Raw genomic sequence first — 26,024 nt, forward strand, 5'->3', positions numbered from 1 at the left:
AAGTCGCCCATGCCGGAGAATCCCGGCTTTGGACCCAGTTCGACTGCACCCTCTGCGGAAGCCTCTTCACCTATTGATAAGGGGCCGCTGCGGGCTCTGCGCGATTCGCATAAACCCTCGATTGCCAGAACACCTCCAGCAGACCGCCCAAGGAGCCCAATCTGATCCTCGAAGACTCCAATTTCTTCTCAGAACTTTTTCTCATACAAAACGGCCCGATCCTTCATTCTGAGAAGTGTTTGCGAGAAGACCCTGGATATGGCTGATACCTCTTAAGCTTCCCCTAGCACGGCCACCTTGACACTCCCCCGGCTTCACGGACTCGCTGGTGAGGAGATCGGGTTCGGCAGACTGGTGATATTTCCGAACTGTAGCGGTTTAGCCCTTCGCCGGGGTCGGCGACGTGGTGGCTATTGCGGATCGCACGGCCGCTGTTGCTTCGTCTACCGATGCCGAAAGCAAGCGGTGCAGCTGTTTCGGAATCTTCCCAGAGTTGAGGCCTGCTCTCTCCACCATTGTGTCCAGCGTGGCCTGGTAGTCCCGATGGAGAAAAGGGGCGGCCAGGTGGTGCCGGAGGATCTCGCGTGCGGCGTAACCGTCACCGACCTGCAGGGCCTTGTCTACGACGTGTTCTAGAACCAGTGCGGCAGTCTCCGGGTCGATCGGCTGTGTCAGGGCTATGGCGGCTAGGCCCGCGCGGGTGTGGAACACGATGCGTTCGGGCCGGAACTGGTAGTTCCAGAAGGCTTCCAGCATGCGGTCGAGAGCTGCACTCCCATCCTGTGTTCCGGGCTCTGTACACAGGACGGCCAGGCAGCCGGCGGCGATTCTCTCCCAGGGGTCGACTGGGTCGGATTCGTCGAGCGCGGCGGATGCCTGGGAGCGGTCGTCGGCTAGTAGATGGGCGATCACCAGCGCCTGTCGGCCTTCCATGAGTCGTATACCTATGCCGTTGTGCGCGTGGGCGTGGGTGGCGGCGTCGTTCCAGCGGCCAGCGAGGGCCAGTGCGCGGATGCCGTCGCCGAGCAGTTGGAGCCATACCGACTCCACCAACTGGTGGTATTCCTCGCGGGTGCCGGTCAGGTCGCTCAGACGGATGGTTCGGCCGTCGACCTCGAAGTCCGTGTGGGTGATGGCGGCTTTGTACATGGTGTTGAGCAGGTCGAGGGTGGCTTGTCCATCGGTGGCGCGCAGTCGGAGCCGTGCGAGGTTGATGACGGGTTCAAGCTGGTAGCGGGCCTGGGTGACGGTGAAGTGCATTCCTGCGGTTCGGTAGGCGTCGATGTGTTGGTGGCACAGGTCGGTGGCGAGGTCGGGCAGGCCGCAGTCGGAGGCGATCAGGGCTGCCATGTTGAGGGCGTGTGCGCCTTCGTGGAGCGGGTCCGTGTCGGTGCGGTGGGCGGCGTGAGCGGTCCGAGTCACTTCGTCGATGCGTTCGGCGAGGGAGGGGCAGGCGGGCTTTGCCCATCCGATCAGGGGGAAGTGGCGTAGTGCGAGGGAGACGGTGTCGGGGCGCATGTGCTGGTCCTGGTTCAGTCGGGCGGCAGGAGCGCGGCGGCTGCGGCGGAGGCAAGGATGCCTTGCCGGTCGGCGGACAATCCCAGCCGGTTCCAATGAAAGATCACGAGGTGGGTGAGGATGGCGCGCAGACCTCGTTCGAGACGGCCCTGGTCGGCGGCGGCGCGTAGTCGGTGGCCTGCGGCGGTGTAGGCGGCCAGCCATCCGGCCGAGTGAGCGGCGTCGCCTTCGGTCGAGAACAAGGGGCTGCTGGCCGGGTTGGTGATGGACAGGAAGGTCCGCATGTTCTCGATGAGCGATGCGAGTGCGATGGGGTCGGGTGACGGGCGGAGGTGGGCGGTTCGTGCGAATACCTCACCTCGCTCGAAGCCGTCCAGGCCTGCCGCGTGGAACAGGCCACTCAACAACAGGAGCGACAGCTCTCGTCGGCCGATGACGGGGGTGGGCTGCCGCAGGTAGGCCAGAGCTCCGGTGGAGTCGTCGCAGAACAAGTCGTGGATGATGCCCATGGCGGTCGGTCCGCCGAACGCGGTGGTCTCCGGCTCGTACAGGCTCGTCCGCCATCCGGTAAGCACTCCAGCCGCGGTCAGCTCCTCCAGGACTTCGGTGACGGGCTGGGGATCGGCGCGGTGGAACCGAAGCCGCCAACAGGGGTATTTGCGCAGGAACCACCATCCAGTGATCGCTCCGGCAGAAGTCAGCTCATCCAAGCGCGGCCCAAAGCTGAAGGCGGCGAGCTTCTCGGCAGCCGCCCAATTGGCGGGTTCGACCTTGACCTGGAACCAGCCGTCGTTGGCGCGTTGCTCCAAGGCCGCTGTTCCAGCTGCGTGATAGGCGGCTACGGCATCGTCGAGATCAGCAGGATCGGCCCCGTAGTGAGCTGCGGTGGAAGCAGGATCGGCGCCTACGAGGATGGCTCGGACTGCGGTCACGAGCTCGGCGGTCGAGATCAGGTGATCAGCAGGCATCGGTCCCAATCCGAAACAGGAGGGACGTTACGGCGTGCGGTCTCAGCGGCCAGGGCGATGCCTGCGGCGCCGGTCAGGAGCCCACTCGCATCGCCGTCGGGCAGGGTCGTCAAGCGGGCTGCGAGCGCGGGCAGCCGTTCGGCGATGGAGGGATGTCGGGCGTCGCGGGCTGCGCGGTAGGCGGTTTGGTAGACGCCGGCGACCCCGTGGCACAGGCCTGGTGTGTCGAGCCGATCGAGGTGGCGGTCTGTCAGATTCGCTGCCAGAGCTTCCTCAGCGACCTCCTGGCGGAATTTTTGACCGGTTGCTTCAGCAGCGAGTTGAAGGGCACGGGTGATCCCGATGGCGCCGTAGCACCAGGACGGTCGTCCTGAATGCGTATGGGAGGTGAGAGCTCCGCTGCGGAGGTCATCGCAGGTAAGCCATTGCGGCCACCAAGGTCCGGCAGAGGAGTCCTGTCGCCATTGGTCAAAGAAGTCGGCCAAGCTCTCGATCGCCTCCTGCTGGCCGTCGATGATGCGCCCGGCGCGGGAGGCGAGTGCGAGCAGTGCCAGAATCCCGGCGGCTCCGTGTGCCATCCCCAGGTTGGCGTGTCCCCCTGGCGTCGGCAGGGTGGGGTCTGGATGGTGATCGACCCACCAGCCTGGCACCTGAAGCCCGTCGCTTGTCCGCGGTCGGACCAGGCGGACGAGGTGAGTCAGGATCTTTCCAAGCACTTCACTGCCTGGGGCACGGGTCAGGAGGAGGACCCCGAAACCGGTCAGCCCTTTGAACAGGTCGTAGTCGGCGAACGCGGTAGGCCGCCCGGTTCTCATGGCCGCAGCCGCGTGTCTGAGCTTTCGCTCGACTGCGGCTTTAACGTGCTGGTCCAGGGTGCGGCTGGCGTCGCTGTAGCGGGAGCGGTCGTCGGCGGAGGCCGCGTTCAGGACGAACGCCACAGCAGGGGCGCCGTAGTACAGACCGGCGTTCACGCCGCTGTCGACCGGTTCGGCAACCACCTGACGGATGACGGTTCGGGCTTTGTCCCACTCACCGTTCTGCAGCGCGCGTTCGATGTGCAGGAGGGCATGACCGGCAGCACCGTTGGCAAGGGACTGGCCCGCTGGTTGCAAGGTCATCGGACGGCTCCGACCAAGGCGAGTCGGCGCATCGCGGCGGCGCGGGCGAGCCTGCAAGTATCGCGTTCGACCTCGGTGTCGATGATGACGGCTCGCCGGTGGTGCTCGTGCAGCAGGCTACGCAGCACGTTGTCGGCTTCTCGCTGTTCCGACACCGCCCGGTGGTAGTCGGCCAGGGCGGTATCGCGGTCCGACCATGCTTCTGCAAGCGCCGAGCCGTCGGGCAGTTCCCGGACTGCTCGATAGCCGTCTGTGGGATCGGCAAACTGATGGACGTGAGTGGCCAACGCCCGGTCGACCGGCCCGCTCCCCCGGGGCAGCCGAGCGAGCAATGCGCGGTAACCGGTGGCGGGGTCGGGAGCGAACGCGGCGGCCAAGTGCGTCATCGATGCCGCGGCCACTGCCTGCGAGGAAATTCCGTTGGACCTGGCTACCTGCAGTTGGGCGATGGCTGCGCTCGTGTCCGTGGCGAACACCCGCTCCACGGCCTCCAACGCGTCACCGTACCCGTACCGGCCGGGATGTTCGTTGTAGGAGGCGAACGTGACCTGGCCGGGTAGCCCGGCCCCAGCCAGGGATTCGGCGAATGCCCCGAAGGCGCGGACGACCGGCGCCCATCCCTGCCGGTCATGGAGACGGACGATCACCGTCAGATGGTGGTCGGCCTCGACCCGGATCAGGTCGCGGGTCCTGGTCATCCACCACCAGTCGACCAGGCCGCTCAAGCCGTCCAGGAAGCCGGGCAGGTGGTCGGTCAGAATGTCGTCGACATCGTGCGGGATTGCCGGCCAGTTGCGCGACCAGCACGAGACCAGAACCCGGCGGTTGGGATTTGCCGGGTGGCGTCGTCACCGGCAAAGGGCGGGACACGGCGGCGCGCATCGGGAGGAGCAATTCGATCGGTCGACCATCCGACCACCCGAGCCCGTCGGCCGGCGCGTCTTCCAGCAGCTCGATGCGGGGCGTCTTTTTCAGCTGGGTCGCGAGGAGGGCCCGGTCGAGCGGCTGATCGAGGTCAAGCGGTAGGCGCAGCGTCCCGGTGTTCGCCACGATCCGGGCCGGGACCCGCCACCTGTGCCTCCACGTCTCCAGCTCGGGCAGGTCTGCGGCCTCCAGGACCCAGCGGGCCGGGGACAAGATCGTCCGACGGTAGCGGATGCGTGGAATGTGCGTCAGGTTGCGGGCCGCTCCGACATCGAAGGGGCTGAACGCGGCGGTGCGCGCGTCGGCGACCTCGGCCAGGAACCTTGCGAGTGGGGGCGTCTGCACGGTGAGTTCGAGAGCGTGAGGGATTCTCGGCACGATCCTCCGGCCGGTGGATGCCTGCATCAGGTACATCTGCTCGGCGTCGGCGGTGACCGCCAAGTCCTCTGTTCCGATCACCGTCCCGGCCATGTCGTCGGGATGGTCGCCGAGCGGCACGATGTGCGGGAGGTAGACCGGGGTGCGGGTGACGTTCTCGTTGCGAGGGCGGCGTGGCGGGAAGACGAGTTGTACCGCCAGTGCTTCACCGGAGGCATCGCCGTAACCGGCTGCGAGCCGGACGCGTTCCTCGTCGTCCAGCAAGTGACCGAATCGTCCGGCCATGCTGGTGGGGACGGCGGGAGCTCCGGTCACGCGCAGCCGGTAGTCACCACTGTCGATCGCTTCGGTGTCGACGGCGTGCAGGACGAAGGCCAGCTCGATTCGGTCGGGCGGCACCATCGCGGCGGCGTCGCCGAACGTGAGGGCGTCGACGTCGGCGTCGGTCAGCACGATCTCCTCGGCCTGGTCCATGTGCGCTTGCTCGATCAGCCGTAGCAGCGCCACATCCCGTTCTGTGATCGCCCGCCAGCCGGGCCGGGCTTTCGTCGATCCGAGGAAACCGGAGGGATGACCGAGCCCGGCATCCGACACCAGTTCGGCCACAGGTACGAGTGCGCCAGGCCCGTATCGGTGACGGAACTCAGCGTGGTAGTCCAGCCATGCACCGGTCCCGAACGGTTGGGTGACCACCCGCAGCAGGATTCCGGCGGCGCGTTCGGCCTCGGCCAGCACTTGGGCGGGAATGGACACATCGGCGTCCAGCCGCACATCGTGGGCCAGGCACGGCCGTGAGGTGGTGCTGGCTGCTTCGGCCATCATCGCGACCGCACGGTCGGCCGCCGCGGTGTCCCCGGCGTTGTGCGCAGTGATGTCGGTGTTGATGTGTTCCAGTCGGGTGAAGAGATCAGCGACGTCCTCCAGATCCGGCAGAGTCTCGCCCTCAAGCGCGTGGCGCAGAACAGTGATGAGGTGCGTGAGTCCGTCAACAGCCGTCATCGGCGGTCGCAGGTTCGTGATGAGCGCGCCTTGGTCGATGAGCCCATGTAGCACGTTGCGGATCGCGACGGGCGACGCGGTCGGGTAGGCGTGCGCCAGGTCGGCTTCCAACCGGGTGAAGGGGACCGGTGTGCGGGCGATGGCCAGCGCAGTATGAACCGGGCGGGTGTGGCGAACTGTTGTATCGCGCAGCGGGCCCGGCAGACGCTCACCTGTTTCGGTGCGACGCGGCACGATGAGGCGACCGTCGCGTACGACGGCAGTGCTGGCTGCTACGACCGTCAATCGCAACCGTAGCAGTCGGTGTGCTTCGAGCCCGACGACGACGTCCGTCAGCCATTCGGCGTCCACTCGGGCGATCGAGCGGTGCCCGGTGCCGATCCGGACGGAGGCCGGACCGATCCTGGCTGCGGTGACTCCTGCGAACAGGCCGAAGGGCGTGGTGCGGCCTTGCCACCGCTTCACGTAGCCGGCCAGGGACAGAACCGCGCGGCGCACGTCGCGGGCGGTCGCATGGTCTCCGGGAATGACCCATCGGTCCAGGTTGGCGGCCAGATCAGGGCTGGCCGCTGCGACCGCGGCCCTGATCTGCGGACGCTCCCACGTTTTGGTCAGCCAGGCACGCCCGTGGGTCTCCAACGCGGTTCGGTCGGTGGGGTCCAAGTCGGGGAGGTCGAGCCCGCCGGGGTCGGTGGTCGCGCGGACCAGGACCACGCCGTCATGGGTGTAGGGAACGAGAGGGACGGAGAGGGACGGGGCTGAGCGAGCCGTCTTCACATCGAACTCCCGGAAGATGAAGGGCTCTCCGCCGTCCCGTTGGACCACGCGGTACGGGACGGCGGAGAGGCTCGGAACGGGTCAGACGGGGTTGGCGACCCCACTGTTGCAGGCGCTGGTCTGGCAGGTGCTGCCGCAGCCGTCGCTGGTGCTGCAGTTGCCCATCAGCGGGGTCAGGGTCTCCACGACGCGCATGTCCAGCACGAAGTCATCGTCCTCCAGGACGGCGGCGGGGCTTTCGTGGGTCAGGACACTCATTTCCTGCTCCTTAGATTCGGTTTCGGGATTTCCCCGACCTGTGGCGTTACGGCGCCGCAGGCCAGGAGATCGTGACCAGGCCGTGCCGCTTCTCCAGGACGACGGCACCCTTGGGAAGGTCGCGGTCTCCGCCGTTCGGCCAGAACGCGACACTGTCGGGCTGGGGCCGTCCAGCGTCCGCCCATGCCTGGATCTGGGCGACCAGAGCCGGGCCGGCATCGCCCTCGCCCCAGCCGCGGGCGAGGAATTCATCGCCGATGCCCTCGAGGGTGGGCCCGATCGCCAGGTAGGCGAAGGAGCCATCGTCGGCCACCGTCCCGAAGGGGAACCAGCGGCGTTCCTCGGCCAGCTCCGTGCCCTCCCCTGCCGCGACCCGGCAAAAGCCGGGCAGGAAGGAGGCGAACCACAGGTGGAGGTCGGCGAAGGAGACGCCGCGCGGGATGTCGACGCCTGAGCGCAGTTCGGTACGGGGCTTGGCCAGGACTCCGTCGAGCGGGCTCAGGTCCTTGGGCGTGACGTCGAACTGAAGCTTGACGGCCCCGCCCCGGGGATCGGGTAGTTCGAAGACGCGCTCGTGGTGCTCGCCGTCGCCCTGCATCGGCACGAACCCGCACACCTCCAACGAGGTGCTCTCCAGGTGGTCGCCGACGCGGCCAAAGGCGATGCTGCGGGTGACGTTGTTCATCCGCAGCGGGACCACCAGGCGACCGTCCGGCGCGAGGGGACCGGTCCAGGCCGGAGGGATGTCCCAGGCGCCGACGGTGACGATCACCGCGTCCACCTCGTCCAGGTCGGGGACGGGGTGCTCGGCGTCGGCGAGCAGGACCTCGACCCGGCCGCCGTATCCGGCGGCGTCTAGAGCCGCGCCAGCGTTGGTGGTGATGTCGGGGTCGATGTCGACGGAGACGACCCGGCCACCGGGTCCGACCACTTCGGCGATCAGCGCCGCGTTGAGGCCGCCAGAGCCGATCTCCAGCACGGACATGCCCGGGGCGAGTTCGGCCTGCTCGATCATGCGGGCCTGGATGAACGGGGCGCTCAGCGAGGAGATGATCCGGCCGTGCTCGTCCCTCTTGGCGGCGACCGCGTCGTCGGGGTTGTAGGCGGCCGCCAGATCGGTTCCCTCCGGCATGAACACCTCGCGGGGAACAGTCCGGAAAGCGCGCTCGACGTCGCCGGACGTGATCATCCCGGAGGCGACGAGCTTGTCGACCATCTCCTGGCGGGCGCGGCTCGCCTCGTCGGAGTCGGCGATGCTGTCGGCCGTCGTCATGCGGATCTCCCTTGATCTCGTGATTGTCGTGGTGTCCGTCCACCAGCAGCGGGCTGCATCCACGCCCTTGCCGGCACGTCGCTCAGCTCAGCAGCGACAGGACGGGGCGGAACCGGATGGTGAGGTGCTCAGCCAGCTCGGCGATCGTGGCCAGGTCGGCGTCCCCGTCGGTGAGCACCGCCAAGCGCACGAGCTTGTCCACCGAGCGGGTGAGCAAGAATCCCTCGCTGAAGTCGACGAGGACCTGCTGAACAGGCTGCCACTCCTGGGCGGGGGCCGCGCTCATGCCCAGGGCGTACAAGCCGGAACAGGCAGCGGCCATTCTCTCGCCGACGTCCTGTTCGGTCTGGGACGAGCGGCCTATCAGCAGACCGTCCGCGCCGAGCAGCACCGCATGCCGTACTCCCGCTACCGAGAGCTGGGCGAAGAACTCTCCGAGCTGGGTCGGCGGCTCGGTATCACGTTTCATCGTCGTGTTCCTGTCCTGGTGAAGGCGCTGCTCGAGTGCCATCAAGGATGGGCGTCAGGGCCTTGTCACACCTCGCGAAGGTCTTGTGGCCGCAGGGCGATCTCCGCCTGCTGTGCGAGGAGGTCGTAGAGCTGCTGGTGGGTGTCCGCACCCACCGTGAGGAAAAGCCGCCCTTCCTCTTCGGGACGGAGGCCGCGGCGGAGCGTGGCGTACCAACCGCCTGACCGGCCGCCTTCAGACTTGCTGCGCCACACACGGTGGGTGTTGCCGAACTCGTTCTTGAGCGCTTCGAGGGCTTCGTCTGCCCAAAGTGCGTTTGAGCCGGACATCGGAGTACTCCTTCCCGTAGCTCCGCCAAGAGGACAGAAGTTCCAAAACGGCCTGCCGACCCGACCGTGGGGCGACGGCTGCTTCGTTTTCAGCATCAGGGAGAGGACGGCTGGCGGCGATGCGCACCATGCATAAGCGGTATGCGTAAGACGCATAATTCTTCGATGCCTCACCCTGGCAGCGGCCTAAAATGATGCCCGTCAATCAAAGTGACGGCGCCGGACAGGACCTTTGAGTGAATGAGGCCATGGGAGCGCATACGTGCCGTCGGTGCGGCACACGACTGGCACGCGACAACAGCGGCGAGCTGTGCGGATCCTGTTGGCGCGGGCATCGCGATACGCTTCAGGCTCCACCCGACGTGCCTGCGCACTTCTGGGAGGACCCCCACATACGTCGAGCGGTTGAGACGCAACACGTAGGCAGGCTCATCCGCGCGTTTCGTCAGCACCCTCATCATGGACGGGCCATCTCACAGAGCGTGGCCGCTTCCTGGTTGCATCTCTCTCAACCGCAGCTCAGCCGGATCGAGTCCGGGCCCACCGTACGGGACTTGGTCCGGCTGACTCAGTGGACAGGGCTTCTGGGCGTTCCCAGGAACCTACTGTGGTTCACCCCTGGCCAGGAACAGAACGCTCGCGCAGGACACGTGATGTCCGGCTCCTGGCATCCTTGCGATCCACACGATGCTCCCGACCGGATGATCGTGACGACTGCCCAGATCAACCGGATGGACCTGGGCGGCACTACGCTCCTGACCGGGCTGCAGGGAATCCTGGCGGCCCACATCCAGGCCGATGCGATGCTCGGTCCGCTCCTGCTGCTCAACGCGATCACGTCGCATGTCCCCGTCGTCGAGCAGATCTGCCGGACCGCCGGCGAAGACCGTTCCCGCGTCCTGATCTTCGCCACTGAATTCGTGGAGTTCTGCGGTTGGCTGTTCCAAGACGCCGGCGATTTCGCATGCGCCACGAAATGGACCAACCGGGCGCTGGACTATGCACTGGAGCTGGGAGACCCTCGGGTCACCGCCTATGTCCTCATGCGTAAGAGCAACATAGCCACCGAAAGCGGAGATCCCGGCCATGGGCTCACCTTGGCCAACGCCGCGCTGGCCACCGCTCCACGACTGACCCCGCGGCTGCGTGCGGTCATCCTGCGCCAGCGTCTCCACGCTCATGCCCTGCTGCCGTATACGGATGACCAGCACCAGTTCCAACGGGACGTCGAACTGGCTCTGGCGGAGGTCAACGACAGTCTCGGCCAGGAAGAATCCGACCGGGCCGGATACTGCACCCCGGCCTACATCGAGATGGAGATCGGAGCATCTCTGCTGCGAGCAGGCCGAGCGCACGATGCGCTGCCCGTCCTGCAAGCACACCACTCGCGCGGGCTGGATCCCATGCAGGCCCGCGATCGCGCTTTGGGGCTGGCACGCTTGGCCACGGCCTACGCGGCTCTCGGCGAACGTGAACAGGCTTGTCAGGTGGCAGTGGAGGCCGTCCAAGCCGTAGGCACGATCCGTTCTTGGCGGGTCGGCACCCAACTCAACGCATTGGAAGCCGCTTTGTCCCCGTGGTCGGGGGACCGGAGTGTGGAAGAGGTGCGAGGTAAAGTGCGCGCAGCGGCAAAGGCGCCGTGGCCGACTCCGAACTGAGGAGAACGTGAAAGAACTGCTGCCCACCACGACCACTTTCGACGTCCAGAACAGGCGATCTGGCATTGCCCTCTTGCCGGTCGGCAGCTTCGAACAGCACGGTCGACACCTCCCGCTGGCCACTGACACGATCGTGGCCTGCCTGATCGCGGACCAGCTCGCCCGTAGCTACCCGGTGCTGCAGCTACCTCCCATCACGATCTCCTGCTCCCATGAGCACAACGCATGGGCCGGTACCGTCAGCATCTCCTCCGAGACACTGAGCCGGATCGTCCGGGACGTCCGCCATTCTCTGGACAGGGCAGGTGTTCCGGCGCTCGTCCTGGTGAACGGGCACGGCGGGAATTACACCCTGTCGAACGTCGTCCAAGAGGCCAACGCCAACGGCCACTGCATGGCTCTCTTCCCCGCCCGAGAGGACTGGCAGGACGCCCGGAAAGCCGCGAACCTGGTTACCTCCAGCTACGAGGACATGCACGCGGGCGAGCTGGAGACTTCTCTGCTCCTCCATGCTTACCCCGACCTCGTCGGCCCCCTCACCTCAGCGGACGACACCGTCGCTGAGGACCGCCGCCACATGCTGACCACCGGCCTGGCACGCTATACCGCCACTGGTGTCGTCGGTCGGCCCTCCCTCGCCGCGGCCAACAAGGGCAAGGCCGTCCTGGAATCCCTCACCGATTCCTTCTCGGCGCTTCTGGCCCTGCTGTCGACCTCCTGACCTCTTCCAGATACCAGTCGGGACGAGAGCTAGTTGTTGATCTCCTCCGTTGGGAGGCGTCGGTGAGTTCGAGAGCAGCCGGGAAGCCAGGCCGTCGCAGCGACGTGACGACCTGGCTTCCCAACTGCTCGACACGCGCAACCTCCGCATGAACGGCGACCGGCATGGCCCTGGACTCCTCTGAAAGAGACGTCTGCTGTCCAGAGGACGATGCCTCCTCGTTCTATTGGTAGGCGCCGCGGTTGGTGCCGTGTTCGTCGAGGAAGGCGGTGAAGGTCACCAGGTCGAGTCCGGTGATCCTGGCCAGGGCTTGTTCGATGAGGTCGCACGCGGTGGCGTAGGCCAGGGACATGCCGCGATTGAGGAGATACCGGTCCTCAGTGTCCGCATCCTTCCAGCTATCGGCTTCGGCACTGAAGCTCGCGGCCAACGAGGCTAGATGATCGCGCTTGGCGTACAGCACCTCGAGCACTTCGTCTGCGGCCTCGACACCGTCGGCCGCAGGTAGCCGAGGCCGGTACGGCGAAGTGCCGACGTGGACCGGATCGCCTGAGAGCGGCTCGCAGGCGTCGAACTGGTCATGGAGGTCGAACTGATCACAGAGCTCCTTGACCAGGAAATCCTGGGATTCGCTGAAGGCGGCCAAACTGCCCCACCAGTAGTCCTGCTCCCCCTGGCCTGTCTTTTCAACAGCCCGGACGGATTCCTTGATGCGCTGGCTCAGCGCGGTGTGCGTCTGCTGAATCGCGCGGACCATGTCCCTCAGGGCGGAAGCCTGGTCCAGCCCTGAGGGGAGGGCGAGCAGAAGGAGAGGCGGGATCGGTCGCGGATCGTAGGCGTCAGGCGCAGCCGGCTGCTCGCTCACCACCGCACCTCCACTGGGCGTGCGGTCGCGGAGGTGCCAGGGAGGATCCATGCCGCGTAGACGACCTTCCCTTCGGGGCCGTCGAGGTGCCAGCCCCAGTGGTCGGCCAGCGCCTCGACCAAGACCAGGCCGCGCCCGTTCTCGTCCTGCTCGGTGGCGTCCCGTGGCTTGGGCGGGTCAGGAGAAGCGTCTCCGACTTTGACGAACAGGTGAGAGAAGGTACGGGCCAGGTGGACGGTGAACGTCTTTGATCCACGATCTTGCGGCTTGGGGGTTCGCTCGGCGTCGGCCTCGGCAACGGAGTTGGCGGCCAGTTCGGCAACCACCTGAGTGCAGGGGAAGAGGAGGTCGTCCAGGTCCCAGGCGGAAAGGCATCGGGCGACCATGCGGCGGGCGAACGGAACCGATGCAGCGACCGCCGGGAGACACAGGGTTTCGGCTTCGAGAGGTTCCCCGTCTTGGTCGGGGCAGAAGACGCTAGGTGACATGAGTGGAATCCCCGTTCTGGAATCTGAACCCCTGCCTGGGCGGAGGCCCGGAAGGATGGGCGGGCGGCGCTGAAGGCTGCCCGAGCGGTCCTCGTCATGCAGCGGCGTGGGGTGCCCGGCTTCGGGACAACGGATCCGCAGTCATCTCAATTGGACCAGGTCCAATGTCACACTCAGTGAGGCCGTTGTCAATGGACCTGGTCCATACTTGTTTGGTATGACTGGACGCGGTCGAGCCGGAAGATCAAGGGGATGATGTCCATGGCAGCCCGGTATCAGGAGATCGCCGCCGACCTGCGAGAACGCATCGAGGCGGGCGAGTACCCGACGGGCGGCCGACTGCCCGGCTACCGGGACCTGGCCCAGACCTACCAGGCGAGCAAGGACGTCATCCGCCGGGCGATCGCCGAACTGGAATCCGCAGGCCTGGTCGAGGCCGCCCAACGCCGGGGCATCATCGTGCGGCCACGCGCTCCTCGGCGGCGCATCACCCGGGACACCACCATCAGGCGTTCCCGCTCCGGTTACGTCTTCCCTGGTGCCAGCACCCCCGAGGAGCAGTGGTTGCCGACGATCCCGCCCCGTCGCGGCATGCAGCCGGCTCCCGCCGACATCGCCGAACTACTCGGCGTATCACCCGGAGAGCCGGTGCTGCGCCGTCGTCGGGTCATGGCCCCGGTGGGTGAGCCTCCGTTCGATATCACCGATTCCTGGATCCATCCCCAGGCTCTCGTCGACGCTCCGCAAGCAGGCGAGATCTCTACCGGACCGGGCGGATACCTCGATCGGCTGGAGGAAGCCGGCCACGGTCCGCTGACCTGGACCGAACGCATTCGAGCCCGCATGCCCACCACCGAAGAGGCCCGACTGCTGGCCATGCCGCGATCCGGTATGCCAGTACTGGAACTGACCCGCACCGGCCTCTCAGCCCGTACTGACCGTCCCGTAGAGGTCACTGTCGTGCTCATCCCCGCCGACCGGGGAGAGATCGCCACGGCGCTGTACCGCGACGACACCGCCTCCTGGCCCGTCTCCCCGGCCGATCCGTCCTGAACTCGGGAAAAGCGTTCCCGTCCACACTGGCCCACTGAACCCATTTCATCCTTGGGCGGCGGATTGCGGGTCACGGCATGATCTCAGGCTGAGGATTCGCACCTGAAGATAAGAAATCTATGGAAGCTTCATATCGGAAAATCCGACAATCCCACAAAGCGGATACTGGAAGGGTCGGCTAAGTTTTTCGGGGCGAGTCCGGCACATTTCTTTCAAGGGAACATATCCGAAGAAATCGGGCATTAGATCGAAAAGCTTTCCATCTTATGTGAAACAGGGGCCCGCGGCGCCCAGCTTCGCGCCTTCTTCAAACTCTCAACCGAAGGACAGGAGACGGTGACCGGCCTGATCTTCAAATCCACCCAGCTCGAAAGTTCACAGCACAGATCATCACCTCACAAAATTTCATATCCGGATACACCGCCCGTTCTCGTACACGGCCTTGAACCCGACGTGGAGCACACCAACGTGACAGACGCGCCGTCTTCTTACCGGACCGGGATGACCGCGTTGGTCGTGGCCATCCCCGAGGCTGAGCCCGTCGTGGGGCTCTGGCGGGAGCGTTACGACCGCTCAGCTGCCGCCGGCGTCCACGCCCACATCACCGTGCTCTTCCCGTTCCTTGATGTGGACCGGATCGACGCCGCAGTGATGGACGAGCTGGCGCGGCTGTTCGCCGCTCACCGGAAGCTCGTTGTCGAGTTCCGGCGTACCGCGCGCTGGCCTTCGATGCTGTATCTGCCGCCTGAACCCGCCGACCCGCTCAGTCGTCTGACCGCGGACGTCATCGCGCGCTGGCCCGACTGCCTGCCCTACGGCGGCAAGTATGTCGATACATCTCCGCACCTGACCGTGGCGATTCACCAGCCCGACCCGATCCTCGACCAGGTCGATAAGGATCTCGCGCACCGCCTGCCCTTCTCCGCCGCCATCACCTCCATCGACCTGGTCGCTTTCGAGGACGATGCTTGGCATCGTCACCGCTCTTTCGAGCTGGGCCAGTAGCACCGGGCATCGAAGTCTTGCGGTCCGGTCTTCGCTGATGTCGTCAGGAGCTCCTATCGGATAGGGGTCACGAAGAAGTCCTCATCGAGCTTGCGACCCACTCCTGGAATTTGAGTGCCGTGGGCATCGCTTCTGCGACCTTGGCGAGCCAGGAGGCCTCCCCCGTCAGATCAGACGCATCTCCTCCCAGCGAGGAAATCTCTTCACGCGCCTCAGCAGGAAACCCCCGGCGGTAGGCGTCCAAGGTCAAAGCGATCAGCATCGCCTCAACGACCGCCGCTCGTTCCCTATCGCTGAGACCCGCGCGCTCCACTGCCTCGTTCACGGTGTCTTCCAACTCTGGAGACCGGTAGGGCGAAAGCACGAGAAGCCCATCCCGAATCTCGATCACTCTTCGCTGCAGGTTCCAGCGAGAGCCAAGGTTCATGGTGTCCGGCATGGCGATCTGGGGAAACGCCTCGTACAGCATGCGCCACAAGGGACCGAGCCTGCGGTACAACCACCGGTCCTTGGAGGAGCGCACCGGCGCAGCCAGTAGCGGTCCCCACGTCGGCAACGTCATCCCCACGGTGATGAGCAGCACTGCCACCAAGGGGAACGTCACAGAGAAGAGACAACCCAAAGGAGAGACCAGCGCAGGACAAGGGGCATCGTGGCCGTTCACAGGGAAGGCGAACCCGAAGGACTGCGACTGGACGAAGAGCGCCTTCTCCAGGAGGTAGGCCAACGCGACCACACTGCCGACAGCAACGATCCCCAGCCCGAGCCGCAAAGCCGCCCTGCGGGCATAGCGCGCGTACCGGATGCTGACGGCCAAGAGGTCGATCATCGACTTTCCCAGCAGGACAACATACAGGTCGATGTAGAGGACGAGCGCGAAGTGCTCCGAGTAGAGGCTCCCGAAGTCCCCCACCCTGGCGGGCACCGGACTGCTCAGGAACATCCCTACCATCACTGCGATGACGGCCCCGTACCCAATCGTCTTCCTGCGGATCATCGACCTGGCCCCACCCTGCGGGTAGCTCAAGCTCAACAGGTGGGACACGACTCCCAACGCGGCCAGCAGTGTGCACACGTTGGACAGCAGCCGCCCCAGGTTGGGGAAGATCCGGCTTTCGATCTCCTGGGCGGAACCCGACAGCAGCACGAGGGCCAAGCCCAACATCGCCAGCAGACAGCACAAGGCGAGCCGTCCGGGCCGCGGCGGCCCCTTGCGCAGTCCCCGCGCCTTCAGCACAGCAGCGAGGAACGCCAGAGCCGCGACCGAGAAAAAGGCGGCGTCGATCACGAAAACCCCTGCCGCGAGGCAGGGCCCCAAATCGCCTCCAGCCGGCCGACTGCTTTCACGGCATTCAGATCATCGACGAACCGGGGACTTCGACGCTCATCAGCCCGAGCCAGTACAAGGCCGGCGAAGTATTCCGCTTGTTGTTCCTGCGGGTCGCTGTACCCACTACGGCCGAGGACCCTCTGCACGAGAGCCGGGTCAAGATCAGGAAAGAGCACAGAGGCCAATTCCTTGATATCCAGTCCGTATCCCTGGTGCTTCAGCAGCAGATGCCCGATCTCATGCAAGGCGATGTGCTCACGGTGATAGGAAGTCGTACCCTTCACCATGTAAATACGGTCGACAGTATCGAACGATAGAAACAAGCCATTAGGAAAATCGGCACGAACCGGCAAAATAGGAAGAATTTCTAGCGGACGACCGCGCCGCTCCTGCAAAAGCTTACAGAATACCTCAAAGTCCCACGGATCAGGGACATCCAACTCCCTAACGAGATCATGACACTGCTCTCGACCAGCATGTTCTAGCAAGCGAACCGGCCTCTGCAACTACGACCCCTCCCCCGAGGGACCTAGCATCCGATACAGAATTCACACCCTCACAATTCTCAGGGCCAAGGTCAAGCAGCAAACGCGCGATCCGGCTTCCACTTGTGGATTTTGCTTACTTCTCCCGCCACCATCGCGCCAAGCGAAGACCCGAGAAACCTTCACGATAATCCGGCCCTCAGCAATGGCGGCCGTGGCCGGATTTGCTACAGCCGTTCCAGCCAGTCAGCGATCACAGCCCGAGACATAGAAGATATGGTCTGCCGTTGCTGTCTTGACCAAGAGTCCGCAAGGCAGGGCGGCGGTGGATCGGTCGACATGGATCTGCTCCAAGTGGATGTCCCGCCCCCGCCAGACCCGAAAACGGGAGACGAATTCATCTATGTCAAAGGGGAAGGGAACCACGCCCTCTCGCCGGAGGCGGAGGATCAGATCGCCGCACCGACGAGAGGTGGATCTTGATCTTCCATGGATCTGCGACTTGTTCACCCTCTCGGGAATCCCTACTTGGATGGCACGCCCGGGAATTGTATCCAGACGGCGATGGTTTCGCTGAAATTCTCTGTAGATCACCACTTGGGGCCAGTGAATCCCTATGGAAATCTCCCATATGGGCGTTTCTGGCGATTGGTTCGACCGCTGCCACCGACCTTCAAGACACAGCTCGAAGAAGACGTCGGGACAAGTGTCCCGAATGTCGGTATCGCGATCTAAGGCTGCACTCCCCAGATAACTGGCCTTTCGCGTTGTTCAATCTCGCAGTCTTCTCGAGCGGATGAGTCTTACGCCGCCGGGCATCTCATCGAGTGGCAGGGGCTGCCTCGGGGGCCGAGGGCGAGGCTTGTCGGACTCGGGTTCCCAGCGCTTCGGCCAGATGAAGGCGGCCGGCCAGAGGACCAGCAGGGTCACGGGCATGATGAAGGCGAGGGAGTTCAGGAGCGCGAAGTGGCCGAGGCCGTCTCCTCCTCGGAACAGCACGATCGTCGTGGGGCCGATGAAGAGGAAGATGACCGCGCCGACGAGCAGGGCGATGCCCTCGTCTTGGCTGAGCAGGTCGTGCATGGCCGTTCTCCCTTCAGCGTGTCCGGTGTCGGGTGCGTTCGAGTTTGAGGCCGCGGTAGTTGCCAGGGTCGGCGAAGCGGGAGCTGATGATGACGGCTTCGGTGATGTCGTAAGGGAAACTTTCGGCTGCCAGGTCTGCGGCGTTGGCCGTCAGTGCGAGGCGTTGCCTGCCGGGTCGGCCGGTGCGGACGTTGGGGTCGCGGGCGAGGTAGGGCAGGGCTTCGCGCATGGCGTCGGTGCGTTCGTTGCCGGCTTCGCGGAAGCGGTCGTAGTGGGACATGCCGTGGGGGTGGAGGCCGCGTAGGCGTTCTTCGCAGCGGGTGACGGCGCGAGCGGCATCCGGTCGGTCGTCGGCGAAGGGCACGGCGGCACTCCAGGCTTCGAGGACGTCGAGGAAAGGTGCTTCCTTGAGCCATTGGGGATCCAGGGCTCTGGAGAAGCGGGCGTAGGCCTGAGCGTAGACGGCAGCGATCTCCGCTTCGGCTTCGCGTTGGGCTTCTTCGTCTTTGGCCTGTCGGGCGGCTCTTCGTTTCTCCTGGAAGTTGAGGACGCCTCGTGTCATGAGAGAGCTGACGGCGATGAGTTGGACGAGGCGTTGGCCTCCTTGGGCGAGGGCTTCTTGGAACGGGTCGGTGTTCTGCTCGGTCATGGGGATCTCCTGGTGGTTCTCGGTCGGTGGACGGGGCGGGGAGGTGGGGAGGGTGTTCGGGTCGTCGGGTGCGGGAGTAAGGGGAAGGTCTCGGCGGCTTGCGTCACCGGGGAGACGGCTGCGACCACGTAGCCGGTCATGTCGCGGTGGTCGATGCGAAGGGCTTCGCAGACTCGGGCCACCTGGCGGGAGACCTGGGTTGGGGGTAGGCGGGCGATGATCTCGGCGGCGGCTCGGGCTGCGACCAGCCGGGTTTCCGTCGAGGCGGACGGGTCTGCGGAGCTCTCGATCGCGACGTCGATGGCGAGGTCGGCCAGGGGGCGTTCGGCTTTCAGTGCGTCGCGTACGCCTGCTGGGCCTTGGCGGCTCAGGATCTCTGCGGGGTCCTGGTGTTCAGGGAAGCACACGGCACCGACATTCCCTTTGAGCTGCGACAACACCTTCCAGGCCCTGGCTGCTCCCCTACGGCCGGCGGGGTCGCCGTCCAGCGCCATGAGGGGCGTGGTTTTTGCGAGGTGGACGGCTTGGGACAGGAGGTCGAGCTGTGCGGGGGTGAAGGCGGTGCCGCTGGGGGCCACGGCCGCGTGTGCGGTGGAGGCGAGGTTGATGGCCCAGGCGTCGAAGGCGCCTTCGACGATGACCGGGCGGGCACCGGAGGCGAGTTTGGCCTTGACCTCGTGGAGGCCGTAGAGGAGGTGGCCTTTCTTGAACAGGGCGGTCTCTGGACTGTTGAGGTATTTGGGGCCGTCGCTGCCGGGGGCGGCTCGGCCGATGAAGCCGACCACCCGTCCTTGGAGGTCGCGGACGGGGAGGGTGATGCGGTCGCGAAAGACGTCGTAGAGACGGCCGTTCTTGGCGCGGACGAGACCCGCGGCGAGGAGTGCCTCTGGAGTGTGGCCCTGGCCGGTCAGGGCGTTGAACAGGTTGCGCCAGCCCGCGGGAGCGTGGCCGGGTTGCCATTGGGCCTGGACCTCGGCGGAGAACCCCCTGTCCGACAGATACTGCGGGGCCCACGACGACGGAAGCTGCGAATGGAAGTACTCGTGGGCGGCTTCAAGGGCGTCGAGCACGCTCGTATCGGCCTCTTCCGGCTGCTCTCCAGGAGGCTTCCTCTCGGTGACCGTCGTCTTCTGCGGTGCGGCCTTCGGTTGCTCGTGGAGTTGCCGCTGGAGAGCAGCGGCCGCCCGGAGGATGCGGGATCCGACTTCCTTGACGGCCGAAAGGGGCTTCGCTCGCTGGTCGCCCCCTGCCCAGGAGGAGACTTCGAGGTCTCCTGTCCGGCTGGGCGTGAGGCCAAGGGAGCGGGTGATGAGGAAGGCCACCGCGTCGGCCTCGGCACGGCCGATACCGGCGCATGCTCGTCCGGGCTCATCGAACTCGCCTCGGTGCAGGATCTTGTGGGCGAGCTGGTGGGCGAGCGCGAAGGACGCCTCGACATCGTCGAGGTCCGGTTCGATGATGATGCGGAGCTTAGGATCTGCGAGGTAGGTCCACCGACTGCCCCGGTCGACGTACAGGCGACGAGCGGCTGCGGCTTCGTGGAGTTGCTTCCATGCCTGCCCCGGGCGCATCGGAGGTTCTGGTTCCGGCTCTGGCCCGCTGGTCTGCGCGATGTCGAAGACCGGGCGTGGTCTCCCCTGCCGCGACAGGATCCGGATCGCGTGCTCTCCCTTCCGGATCCGGCGCCCGGACTGCTGCCATTCCTCGAAGGGCTTGACCTGCGTGGCCTCACGCTGGGCGCCGATCAGCAGGACGTTCACGAACCCGTATCGCCCGTAAGCGGCTGCTCGCTCGAGAACCGTCGGCCACGGCAGCTCCCCGCGATACACGCGGCCGAGCTCTTGGCGGGCGATGACCTCCAGCAGTTCGGCGAGATCGTCTCTCAGAGCCGGGCTCCGTCCATCCGGGCCCGGGCGGCTTTGCCGACGGCGGCGAGCTTGTCGTTGGCGACCGAGTAGCCCTGGGCGCGCAGATGGCGGCCAAGGTTGACGTTGCTGATCCGTACCCCGCTGCTCTCCTCAACGGCGAGGATCTTCTGCGCGGCGTTGACGAGCTCTTCGATGTCGTCGTCCTGGTGGACGTCGTCGGCAGGGTGGATGCGAAGAGCCAGCCGGTCGGAGAGGGGCGCCTTCCACCGCCAGCAGAACCGGCCGTGGCTCTGCTGGAGTTTGGAGATGGCGATGAGCCGCTCCTGTTCCAGACCCAGCCCTTTGGCGTATGAAGTGATCTGCCACAGCACCATGCGTCGCCACAGCAGCAAGGTGGAGGCGGGTGCGAGAACCCAGCGGGAAGCCGGGACCTTCTCCCTGCGGGTCCCTGCGGCGAGGCCGACGTGTTGCCGGATCTGGTGCCGGACGCCTTCGGTCACGGTGATGAACAGGACGGGCATGGCCGCATGCGCGATCATGCCCGCGGGGTCGCCGCCGGCCGCGGTGACGTTCACGGTGATGGTGCCGCCGATGTACGCCCAGGCGATCCAGCGCAGGATCGGCCACGCCAGGTTCTGCAACTCGAGCAGCAGGTCCCAGGAGAGTAGGACGAGGATGCCCAGGTCCAGGCCGATGGGAACTATCCAGGCGAGTCGTTCACCGAAGTAGGCCACGGAGGCGTCCCGGACGGTGGCGAACGAGCCGACCGCACCGAGGGTGGCGAGAGCTGCGATGAGCGGGGCGAGGGCGATCTGGCACCACAGGATCGTCCTGGAAGCGGTCACCGTTGCCTCCGGTTGACCATGAACTGGATCAGGTCGACGATGCCGCGGAAGTCGTCGGCGCTGCCGAGGAGCCGGCCGTGGACGGTGACGAAGGCGTAGGCGCCCTCGGCTCCGGCGCACATGATGGTCTCGGACCACGGGCCCCGCCTGACCTTCAGTTTCCAGATGCCGCCGCGCGGTTTGCGGATCACGGCGTCCAGGCCCTGGTCGGCCAGTTCCTCCTGCAGGTCGAGCAGCAGCTGCTGCCGCGTCTTCAGATCGTTTCCGGTTGTCGCCGCCATCGACTCCCCCTGAGTGTCGAAAGGTGACGAGAAGAAAGCTCGTCAACTAAGGTTCTTGGCGCGAAGAACTCTGCATGACCGGACGCAACACTGTCAACCAAAAGTGACCACACGGCGTGTTGTCACTTACAGGAGGTGAACGTGGTGGAGGCGGTGGCACCATCGGCCAGCCTGGCCGAGAAGATCGAGTGGCTCATCCACAACTCCTGGCCGGACGACCTGCCAGACGCGGGCACCAACATCGAAATCGCCAAAGCCATATCGAACCGGACCGGCGAGGACATGTCCTCCACCACAGTGTGGAAGCTGCGCACCGGACGCCAGGACAACCCGCAGTTCAAAACGCTCACAGCACTGGCGACGTTCTTCGACGTGCCGATCGGCTACTTCGGATTCGCCGAGGAAGCCACATCGATCGACGAAGACCTGACGTTCAAAGCGCTCCTACGGAAGCTGCACAACGCAGAGATCAAACCGGAGGTGCTGCGAGCCCTGATCGACCTATCCCCCAAGACGCGGTGGCTCATGGACGAACTCATCCTCGCCGCAGCGGCCGCCGACCGGCGTGCTGAGGCATGACCGGCGCTCTACCCGGCTGAACGACTTGCGGAGGTCGCGTCGACGCGGCGAAAGAAGCACCGGCCGGGTCCGCCACGTCCGCGCAGGTACTCGCCCTGGCATCAGTACGACGAAGGTGGCCCACTGATCTGGCGGCGGCCTCGGCTTGAGCACGACGCCCCTCCGCAGCCCGGAGCTGGGAGACGGTGTCGACGAGCGCGACGAGGCTGGCGACCAGGGTGAGCAGGTCAACGGTCGTCCGGTCTTCAAGGAGACCGGCCATCGCCATGACTCGAGCGACCGTACGAAGACCGCTTCCTGCTCTGGTCCGCTTGGGAATCCGTCCGTCAGGTGCACGGGCGGCACGATCGTAATCCCGGGCAGCACGACGTAGATGCGGGTTGCCGGTGGTTCGAGCAGCGACGTGCAGAACATCGGACGCCGCCCAAGCCGCGTCGCGAGCGGCCTGGGGATTGAGGACGAGACAGCGGCGGATCTGGGCGCTCGCATGGTCTGCCGCCCGAGCGGCATCGTCGTAGATCGCTTGGAGCTCCTCATGGGTGAGGCCGGGCTCTGGTCTCACCCGTCCGAAGGAACGGGTGATCTTTGGCAGCGTCAGCTCTTCGGACAGCTGGCCTCCGCTGTACCAACGCAGCCGTCCGCCGCCGTCGCAATGGCCGGGCAGCGTCATCGCGTAACCGCTGATCCGGCCGGAGTCTTGTTCACTGCGGTAGATGTGCAGGAGCAGCCCAGCACGCTCAAGACGGTCGAAGAAATCCGTGACACCGGAGGCCTCCGCGGCGCAGGTATGTGCGGTCTGCCGAAGAACAGCCTTCGCAGTCCCGACGGAGAGGTGAGATCCGGAGACCGGATGTTCATCCGGCCGGCTCGGATCCTCTCCGGATGACGCGGATGGCCATCGCGCTCGCAGCTTCGGCAAGGACAGATCCGAAGCGAGCCTGCCTCCACCGAAGTAGATCGGACGGCCGTCACCGTTGATGTTGTCGGAGAGAGCGACGGCATAGCCGGATACCTGATCCGGATCCTGAGAACTCGTCCTGAACTTGATCAGAACGCCTTCTGCGCGCAGCCTCGAGAAGAACTCGTGCTCGTTCCGAGCGCCTGCGGCACAGGTGATGACCTGTCGTCGCAGCGAAACGCGTGGAGGCTCCGAACGCCGGTGGCGCCTGGCTTTCTCCAGCTCTCCCCTGCTCGGCCTCCGCGCCGCGGTCCGGTCGGCTGGAGCAGTCCGTACCAAGCCGTTCTTCTGCTCGATCCGACGTAGCGCCGCCCGGGCTTTGATCGCATCGTTGTGCAGGTCAGGTCGTCGGCCGTCCTGGCGGACCAGCGTCGCCACGAGATGAATGTGATCATCTGCATGCCGCACCGCGAACCAACGACATCCGCCGCCATCCATCCTCCCGGCCAGACCGGTGGCATGCATGACCTCGCGAGCGATCTCCGCCCACTGCTCATCCGCGAGAACCGGATCATCCGGATGAGCCCGGATCGGATAGTGCCACACCGGTCTCCTCGGCCCGTACTCTCCGAGCAGCGCCAGAGGCTGCGTCATCAGCTCGTCCAGCCTGCGAAAATCCGGCCGACCGTCGGCTCTCTTCGGCGGCTCGAGATCTTCGGCCGACCGGAACCCCGCGACGATGTGCGGGTTGACGTGCCTTCCGTGTTCTTCAGGACCGAACAAGTACCGGATCAGTCCCTGGACCCGTTTGCCCCGCATCACCTTTCCGATCACGGCAGGCATGCCCTAACCCGGGCGGCTAGTTCGTCCACCCTTCGCAAGGTCCGATCAGCCGCTACCGCGTAAGCGATGAACCGCTCCGCCTGTCGGCCTGCCGCATTCTCCCTTGTCGCCACCTGGTCGAACAGCACACCGATCTTCCGCACCTGAACAGCGGTCAGCATCAACGTCTTCAACAGGTCGCGCATCACCTCCTGCTCCACCGAGTCCAGCCCCTGCACGTGCGCCATGCATACCTGTGCTCCGTATGCTCCGTCGGACAGCTCCTGGCCCCGGGCGGCCGACGCGAACGCCGCGTACTCGTCTTCACTGAAGCGCATCCGGACCTGGCGTCGCCGCTCTTCTCTCTGCCGGGACCGGCGCCGTCGAGGCACTCCTGATCCAGCCGACGCGACCTCCTCTTGAGGCCGTTCGCAGCCTCTTCCCTGCCTGTCTCAAGTACGAGCCGCCGAGCGAGCAAGAGATAGGTAAGTAGCACTTATCCCCGGCTCAGCGCAGTCGAGGCTTGTCGGGGCGCTCAGCCCAACGTCAGCCGAGCGCCTTGTTCCTGCCGGGCACTTCTTCTTTCAGAGGCCTTCGGCTGGGCTGCGCCAAGCGCCTCCCTGGACGAGAAAGGAAAGCTCTCCGAAGCCAGGCGTCCTGGTCTTCGTTCTCCCGGCGGGGACAGGGACCGCATGGCTTCGGCGAGTGCATCCTGTGCCTTACCGGCTGCGTTCCGCGCCTGGAGGTAGCGCAAGCTGAGCCGTTCATGCCTCTGCTTCATCTGGGTCTCGCCCCGCCGGTTCAGCCCCGTCATCCGGCCGGACGTCAGGCCTTCCAAGGCTCGTGAAGCCACTGCTCTCGGAACTTTGAGAGCGTCTTCGACCGCCAACGCGACAACGCGTACGTCAACGGACTGAGGAGCGAGGATCTGGGGACGGACCAGCCTGGTCACGGCGTTGGCGCTCGGCCTCCACCTGCGGTCCGCATAGGCCAGGCGTCCCATCCTGACCACCAGCTCCCCCGCATCGACCGTCATCTGGTCCAGCTGTGCCTTCCGGTCACAGACGACTTCCCGCCACAGGAAGGTGACGTCGGCCCACTTGTCGTTCAGCTCTCCGACGGCCGCCTCTGCTTCAGCCAGTGCATGCCTCGTCTCCGGCCATTCGAGCTGGCGGCAGCGTTCCATCAGCAGCCGCAGAATCTGGCCGCTGATCTCACTGGTCATCAGCGTCGACGTTGCCAGGGATCGCCATGTTCGCGCGCTCTGCGGCGCGTCCGATGCCCGCAACCATTGGACGTTGGCCTGTATCCCGGCGAGAGCTCGTTCTCGTGTCTCGCCTTCTTTGAGCGGTACTCGTTCAGGGAGCAGGCTTTCTCGTCCATCGAGACCTACCGTAGGCGTGGTTCGGATCGCGGGCATGGTCGTGGCCCGCAGTCCTTGCTCTTCTGGGTTTCCTCTCCTCTTCGCGTGCCTGACCGCTTCACTCAGCTCGGCCGCCGCGTCCGCCTTTCCGGACTTCTCAGCGATCCGCAGCAGCTGGCCGACGTAACCGTCCACCGTTGTCAGCAGCCACTCCACACTCGACGTGCTGGAGATGACCTTGCTCTGCACGGTGACCGGACGCAGTCTCCCCTCTTCCACCTCGAAGTGGGCTGTCAGCAGGTCCAATCCGCATCCCAGGGCCTGGCGGGCCATGAACAGGCTTCGAGCCAGCTCGCAACGCTCCGAGGGCGGTTCTCCGTTCTCGTGCAAGGCCGAAGCGGCATCACGCAGTGAGGCAGCGCAGAGCTGGGCCTTCCGCGCCACCGGAGTGCCTCGCCCTTGGGCACTGAAGCCCGTTCCGATCCGTTCGGCATATCTCGCCAGCACCAGAGCCGCCTGACCCAGTTCACCTGTGGTCGATCGGTCGCCGGCCTGCCAGGACAGCTCCGGTGTTTCGAGCCACTCCATCGCCTCCACCCAGTGGGCGTCAGCGACGGCGAGCAGATCCCCGAAGGTCGCCGCCATCTACAGCAGGCCTCTCTGCAGGCGGCTCACGTGCACGGCCGCATCCAGGCAGGCCAGCTTGTCTTCGGGGCTCTGTGCCAGCTCCGTGGCCTTCTCCATCGAAGCCGCGACCTCGGCGGCCACAGCCGCCAAGTCTTCGGTTCCGGCTTTGATCTTCCGATCCGGCCCGCTGCTTTCCAGAAGCGCCAGTGCCTCGCCCAGCGAGTCGAGTGCGTTCGTGGCCTCGAGGTCCACCGGTCCCCAGCGCATCGAGTTACCCAGGGTCTTCAACTCCGCGCGAGCGATCGTCTGCAGCCTTCTGAGCAGGCTCACCGCGATGCCGAGTTCTTTGTGGAGCTCTTCCGTGTCGTCCATGGGTCAGGTCCCTTCTTGGTT

General features: G+C 65.6%; 27 protein-coding genes and 1 pseudogene. 5 read left to right on the forward strand and 23 right to left on the reverse strand.

Annotated features, from left to right (window positions below):
* Window positions 1-378: 378 nt before the first annotated feature.
* The 9 genes from ABD140_RS20810 to ABD140_RS20850 all read right to left on the reverse strand — a co-directional run bounded on the left by ABD140_RS20810 (window position 379) and on the right by ABD140_RS20850 (window position 9,011).
* A complete protein-coding gene (locus ABD140_RS20810; protein WP_344242567.1) occupies window positions 379-1,518 on the reverse strand; it encodes a hypothetical protein in 1,140 nt (379 codons plus the stop codon).
* Between the two features lie 14 nt (window positions 1,519-1,532).
* Entirely contained in the window at window positions 1,533-2,486 is a 954-nt protein-coding gene (locus ABD140_RS20815; protein WP_344242568.1) for a thiopeptide-type bacteriocin biosynthesis protein, read from the reverse strand.
* Complete coding sequence (locus tag ABD140_RS20820; RefSeq protein ID WP_344242569.1) at window positions 2,468-3,604, reverse strand: lanthionine synthetase C family protein; 1,137 nt, start codon at window positions 3,602-3,604, stop codon at window positions 2,468-2,470. The genes ABD140_RS20815 and ABD140_RS20820 overlap by 19 nt, the downstream gene beginning before the upstream one ends.
* Complete coding sequence (locus ABD140_RS20825; RefSeq protein WP_344242570.1) at window positions 3,601-4,329, reverse strand: thiopeptide-type bacteriocin biosynthesis protein; 729 nt, start codon at window positions 4,327-4,329, stop codon at window positions 3,601-3,603. The genes ABD140_RS20820 and ABD140_RS20825 overlap by 4 nt, the downstream gene beginning before the upstream one ends.
* Window positions 4,232-6,619 (reverse strand): lantibiotic dehydratase family protein, encoded by a 2,388-nt coding sequence (locus tag ABD140_RS20830; protein ID WP_344242571.1) that lies wholly within the window; start codon window positions 6,617-6,619, stop codon window positions 4,232-4,234. The genes ABD140_RS20825 and ABD140_RS20830 overlap by 98 nt, the downstream gene beginning before the upstream one ends.
* A 144-nt stretch (window positions 6,620-6,763) precedes the next feature.
* Window positions 6,764-6,940: an FxLD family lanthipeptide gene (locus ABD140_RS20835; protein WP_344242572.1), complete on the reverse strand. Its 177-nt coding sequence runs from the start codon at window positions 6,938-6,940 to the stop codon at window positions 6,764-6,766.
* Between the two features lie 46 nt (window positions 6,941-6,986).
* Window positions 6,987-8,213 carry a methyltransferase, FxLD system gene (gene fxlM / locus ABD140_RS20840; RefSeq protein ID WP_344242573.1) on the reverse strand — a complete coding sequence of 409 codons (1,227 nt, stop codon included), beginning with the start codon at window positions 8,211-8,213 and terminating at the stop codon, window positions 6,987-6,989.
* Between the two features lie 82 nt (window positions 8,214-8,295).
* Window positions 8,296-8,682, reverse strand: a complete 387-nt coding sequence (locus ABD140_RS20845; RefSeq protein WP_344242574.1) for a roadblock/LC7 domain-containing protein — start codon at window positions 8,680-8,682, stop codon at window positions 8,296-8,298.
* Window positions 8,683-8,747: 65 nt separating this feature from the next.
* Complete coding sequence (locus ABD140_RS20850) at window positions 8,748-9,011, reverse strand: hypothetical protein (RefSeq protein WP_344242575.1); 264 nt, start codon at window positions 9,009-9,011, stop codon at window positions 8,748-8,750.
* Window positions 9,012-9,664: 653 nt separating this feature from the next.
* On the opposite strand from ABD140_RS20850, the gene ABD140_RS20855 reads away from it, so the two are divergent.
* A complete protein-coding gene (locus ABD140_RS20855) occupies window positions 9,665-10,669 on the forward strand; it encodes an NsdA family TPR-like regulatory protein (protein ID WP_344242576.1) in 1,005 nt (334 codons plus the stop codon).
* Between the two features lie 7 nt (window positions 10,670-10,676).
* On the forward strand, window positions 10,677-11,390 hold the full coding sequence (locus ABD140_RS20860) for a creatininase family protein (protein ID WP_344242577.1): 714 nt from the start codon (window positions 10,677-10,679) through the stop codon (window positions 11,388-11,390).
* Window positions 11,391-11,613: 223 nt separating this feature from the next.
* On the opposite strand, the gene ABD140_RS20865 is transcribed toward ABD140_RS20860, so the two are convergent.
* Both ABD140_RS20865 and ABD140_RS20870 read right to left on the reverse strand, forming a co-directional pair.
* Complete coding sequence (locus tag ABD140_RS20865; RefSeq protein WP_344242578.1) at window positions 11,614-12,255, reverse strand: hypothetical protein; 642 nt, start codon at window positions 12,253-12,255, stop codon at window positions 11,614-11,616.
* Window positions 12,252-12,743: an ATP-binding protein gene (locus tag ABD140_RS20870; RefSeq protein WP_344242579.1), complete on the reverse strand. Its 492-nt coding sequence runs from the start codon at window positions 12,741-12,743 to the stop codon at window positions 12,252-12,254. Before ABD140_RS20870 ends, ABD140_RS20865 begins: the two co-directional genes overlap by 4 nt.
* Before the next feature lie 261 nt (window positions 12,744-13,004).
* Between ABD140_RS20870 and ABD140_RS20875 the strand changes: the two genes are divergently transcribed.
* Together ABD140_RS20875 and ABD140_RS20880 are read left to right on the forward strand one after the other, a co-directional pair.
* The gene (locus ABD140_RS20875) at window positions 13,005-13,796 is read left to right on the forward strand and encodes a GntR family transcriptional regulator (RefSeq protein WP_344242580.1); all 792 of its coding nucleotides are present in this window, start codon (window positions 13,005-13,007) and stop codon (window positions 13,794-13,796) included.
* Window positions 13,797-14,132: 336 nt separating this feature from the next.
* Window positions 14,133-14,801, forward strand: a complete 669-nt coding sequence (locus ABD140_RS20880; protein WP_344242581.1) for a 2'-5' RNA ligase family protein — start codon at window positions 14,133-14,135, stop codon at window positions 14,799-14,801.
* 67 nt (window positions 14,802-14,868) lie between these two features.
* Here the strand turns inward: ABD140_RS20880 and ABD140_RS20885 are convergent, their stop codons facing one another.
* From ABD140_RS20885 to ABD140_RS20920, 8 genes and pseudogenes are all read right to left on the reverse strand, one after another.
* On the reverse strand, window positions 14,869-16,089 hold the full coding sequence (locus tag ABD140_RS20885; protein WP_344242582.1) for an MAB_1171c family putative transporter: 1,221 nt from the start codon (window positions 16,087-16,089) through the stop codon (window positions 14,869-14,871).
* Window positions 16,086-16,571 (reverse strand): hypothetical protein, encoded by a 486-nt coding sequence (locus ABD140_RS20890; RefSeq protein WP_344242583.1) that lies wholly within the window; start codon window positions 16,569-16,571, stop codon window positions 16,086-16,088. The genes ABD140_RS20885 and ABD140_RS20890 overlap by 4 nt, the downstream gene beginning before the upstream one ends.
* An 816-nt stretch (window positions 16,572-17,387) precedes the next feature.
* Window positions 17,388-17,699 (reverse strand): hypothetical protein, encoded by a 312-nt coding sequence (locus ABD140_RS20895; RefSeq protein ID WP_344242584.1) that lies wholly within the window; start codon window positions 17,697-17,699, stop codon window positions 17,388-17,390.
* A 13-nt stretch (window positions 17,700-17,712) separates the two neighbouring features.
* Window positions 17,713-18,348 carry a hypothetical protein gene (locus tag ABD140_RS20900; protein ID WP_344242585.1) on the reverse strand — a complete coding sequence of 212 codons (636 nt, stop codon included), beginning with the start codon at window positions 18,346-18,348 and terminating at the stop codon, window positions 17,713-17,715.
* Window positions 18,345-19,418 carry a toprim domain-containing protein gene (locus tag ABD140_RS20905; protein WP_344242586.1) on the reverse strand — a complete coding sequence of 358 codons (1,074 nt, stop codon included), beginning with the start codon at window positions 19,416-19,418 and terminating at the stop codon, window positions 18,345-18,347. Before ABD140_RS20905 ends, ABD140_RS20900 begins: the two co-directional genes overlap by 4 nt.
* Before the next feature lie 636 nt (window positions 19,419-20,054).
* Window positions 20,055-20,177, reverse strand: a pseudogene (locus ABD140_RS40315) (hypothetical protein); the annotation flags it as partial.
* A 53-nt stretch (window positions 20,178-20,230) separates the two neighbouring features.
* Entirely contained in the window at window positions 20,231-21,061 is an 831-nt protein-coding gene (locus ABD140_RS20915) for a DUF2637 domain-containing protein (protein ID WP_344242588.1), read from the reverse strand.
* Entirely contained in the window at window positions 21,058-21,342 is a 285-nt protein-coding gene (locus ABD140_RS20920; RefSeq protein WP_344242589.1) for a hypothetical protein, read from the reverse strand. The genes ABD140_RS20915 and ABD140_RS20920 overlap by 4 nt, the downstream gene beginning before the upstream one ends.
* 141 nt (window positions 21,343-21,483) lie before the next feature.
* Between ABD140_RS20920 and ABD140_RS20925 the strand changes: the two genes are divergently transcribed.
* Window positions 21,484-21,921 (forward strand): hypothetical protein, encoded by a 438-nt coding sequence (locus ABD140_RS20925; RefSeq protein ID WP_344242590.1) that lies wholly within the window; start codon window positions 21,484-21,486, stop codon window positions 21,919-21,921.
* Here ABD140_RS20925 and ABD140_RS20930 read toward each other — a convergent pair.
* From ABD140_RS20930 to ABD140_RS20945, 4 genes are all read right to left on the reverse strand, one after another.
* On the reverse strand, window positions 21,878-23,662 hold the full coding sequence (locus ABD140_RS20930) for a relaxase/mobilization nuclease domain-containing protein (protein ID WP_344242591.1): 1,785 nt from the start codon (window positions 23,660-23,662) through the stop codon (window positions 21,878-21,880). The two genes, ABD140_RS20925 and ABD140_RS20930, sit on opposite strands and share 44 nt — an antisense overlap.
* The gene (locus tag ABD140_RS20935) at window positions 23,650-23,979 is read right to left on the reverse strand and encodes a hypothetical protein (protein WP_344242592.1); all 330 of its coding nucleotides are present in this window, start codon (window positions 23,977-23,979) and stop codon (window positions 23,650-23,652) included. Before ABD140_RS20935 ends, ABD140_RS20930 begins: the two co-directional genes overlap by 13 nt.
* 197 nt (window positions 23,980-24,176) lie before the next feature.
* On the reverse strand, window positions 24,177-25,649 hold the full coding sequence (locus ABD140_RS20940; RefSeq protein WP_344242593.1) for a hypothetical protein: 1,473 nt from the start codon (window positions 25,647-25,649) through the stop codon (window positions 24,177-24,179).
* Window positions 25,650-26,003, reverse strand: a complete 354-nt coding sequence (locus tag ABD140_RS20945; protein ID WP_344242594.1) for a hypothetical protein — start codon at window positions 26,001-26,003, stop codon at window positions 25,650-25,652.
* Window positions 26,004-26,024 lie beyond the last annotated feature (21 nt).

Source organism: Actinocorallia libanotica, assembly GCF_039525175.1.
Taxonomy (GTDB): Bacteria; Actinomycetota; Actinomycetes; order Streptosporangiales; family Streptosporangiaceae; genus Actinocorallia; species Actinocorallia libanotica.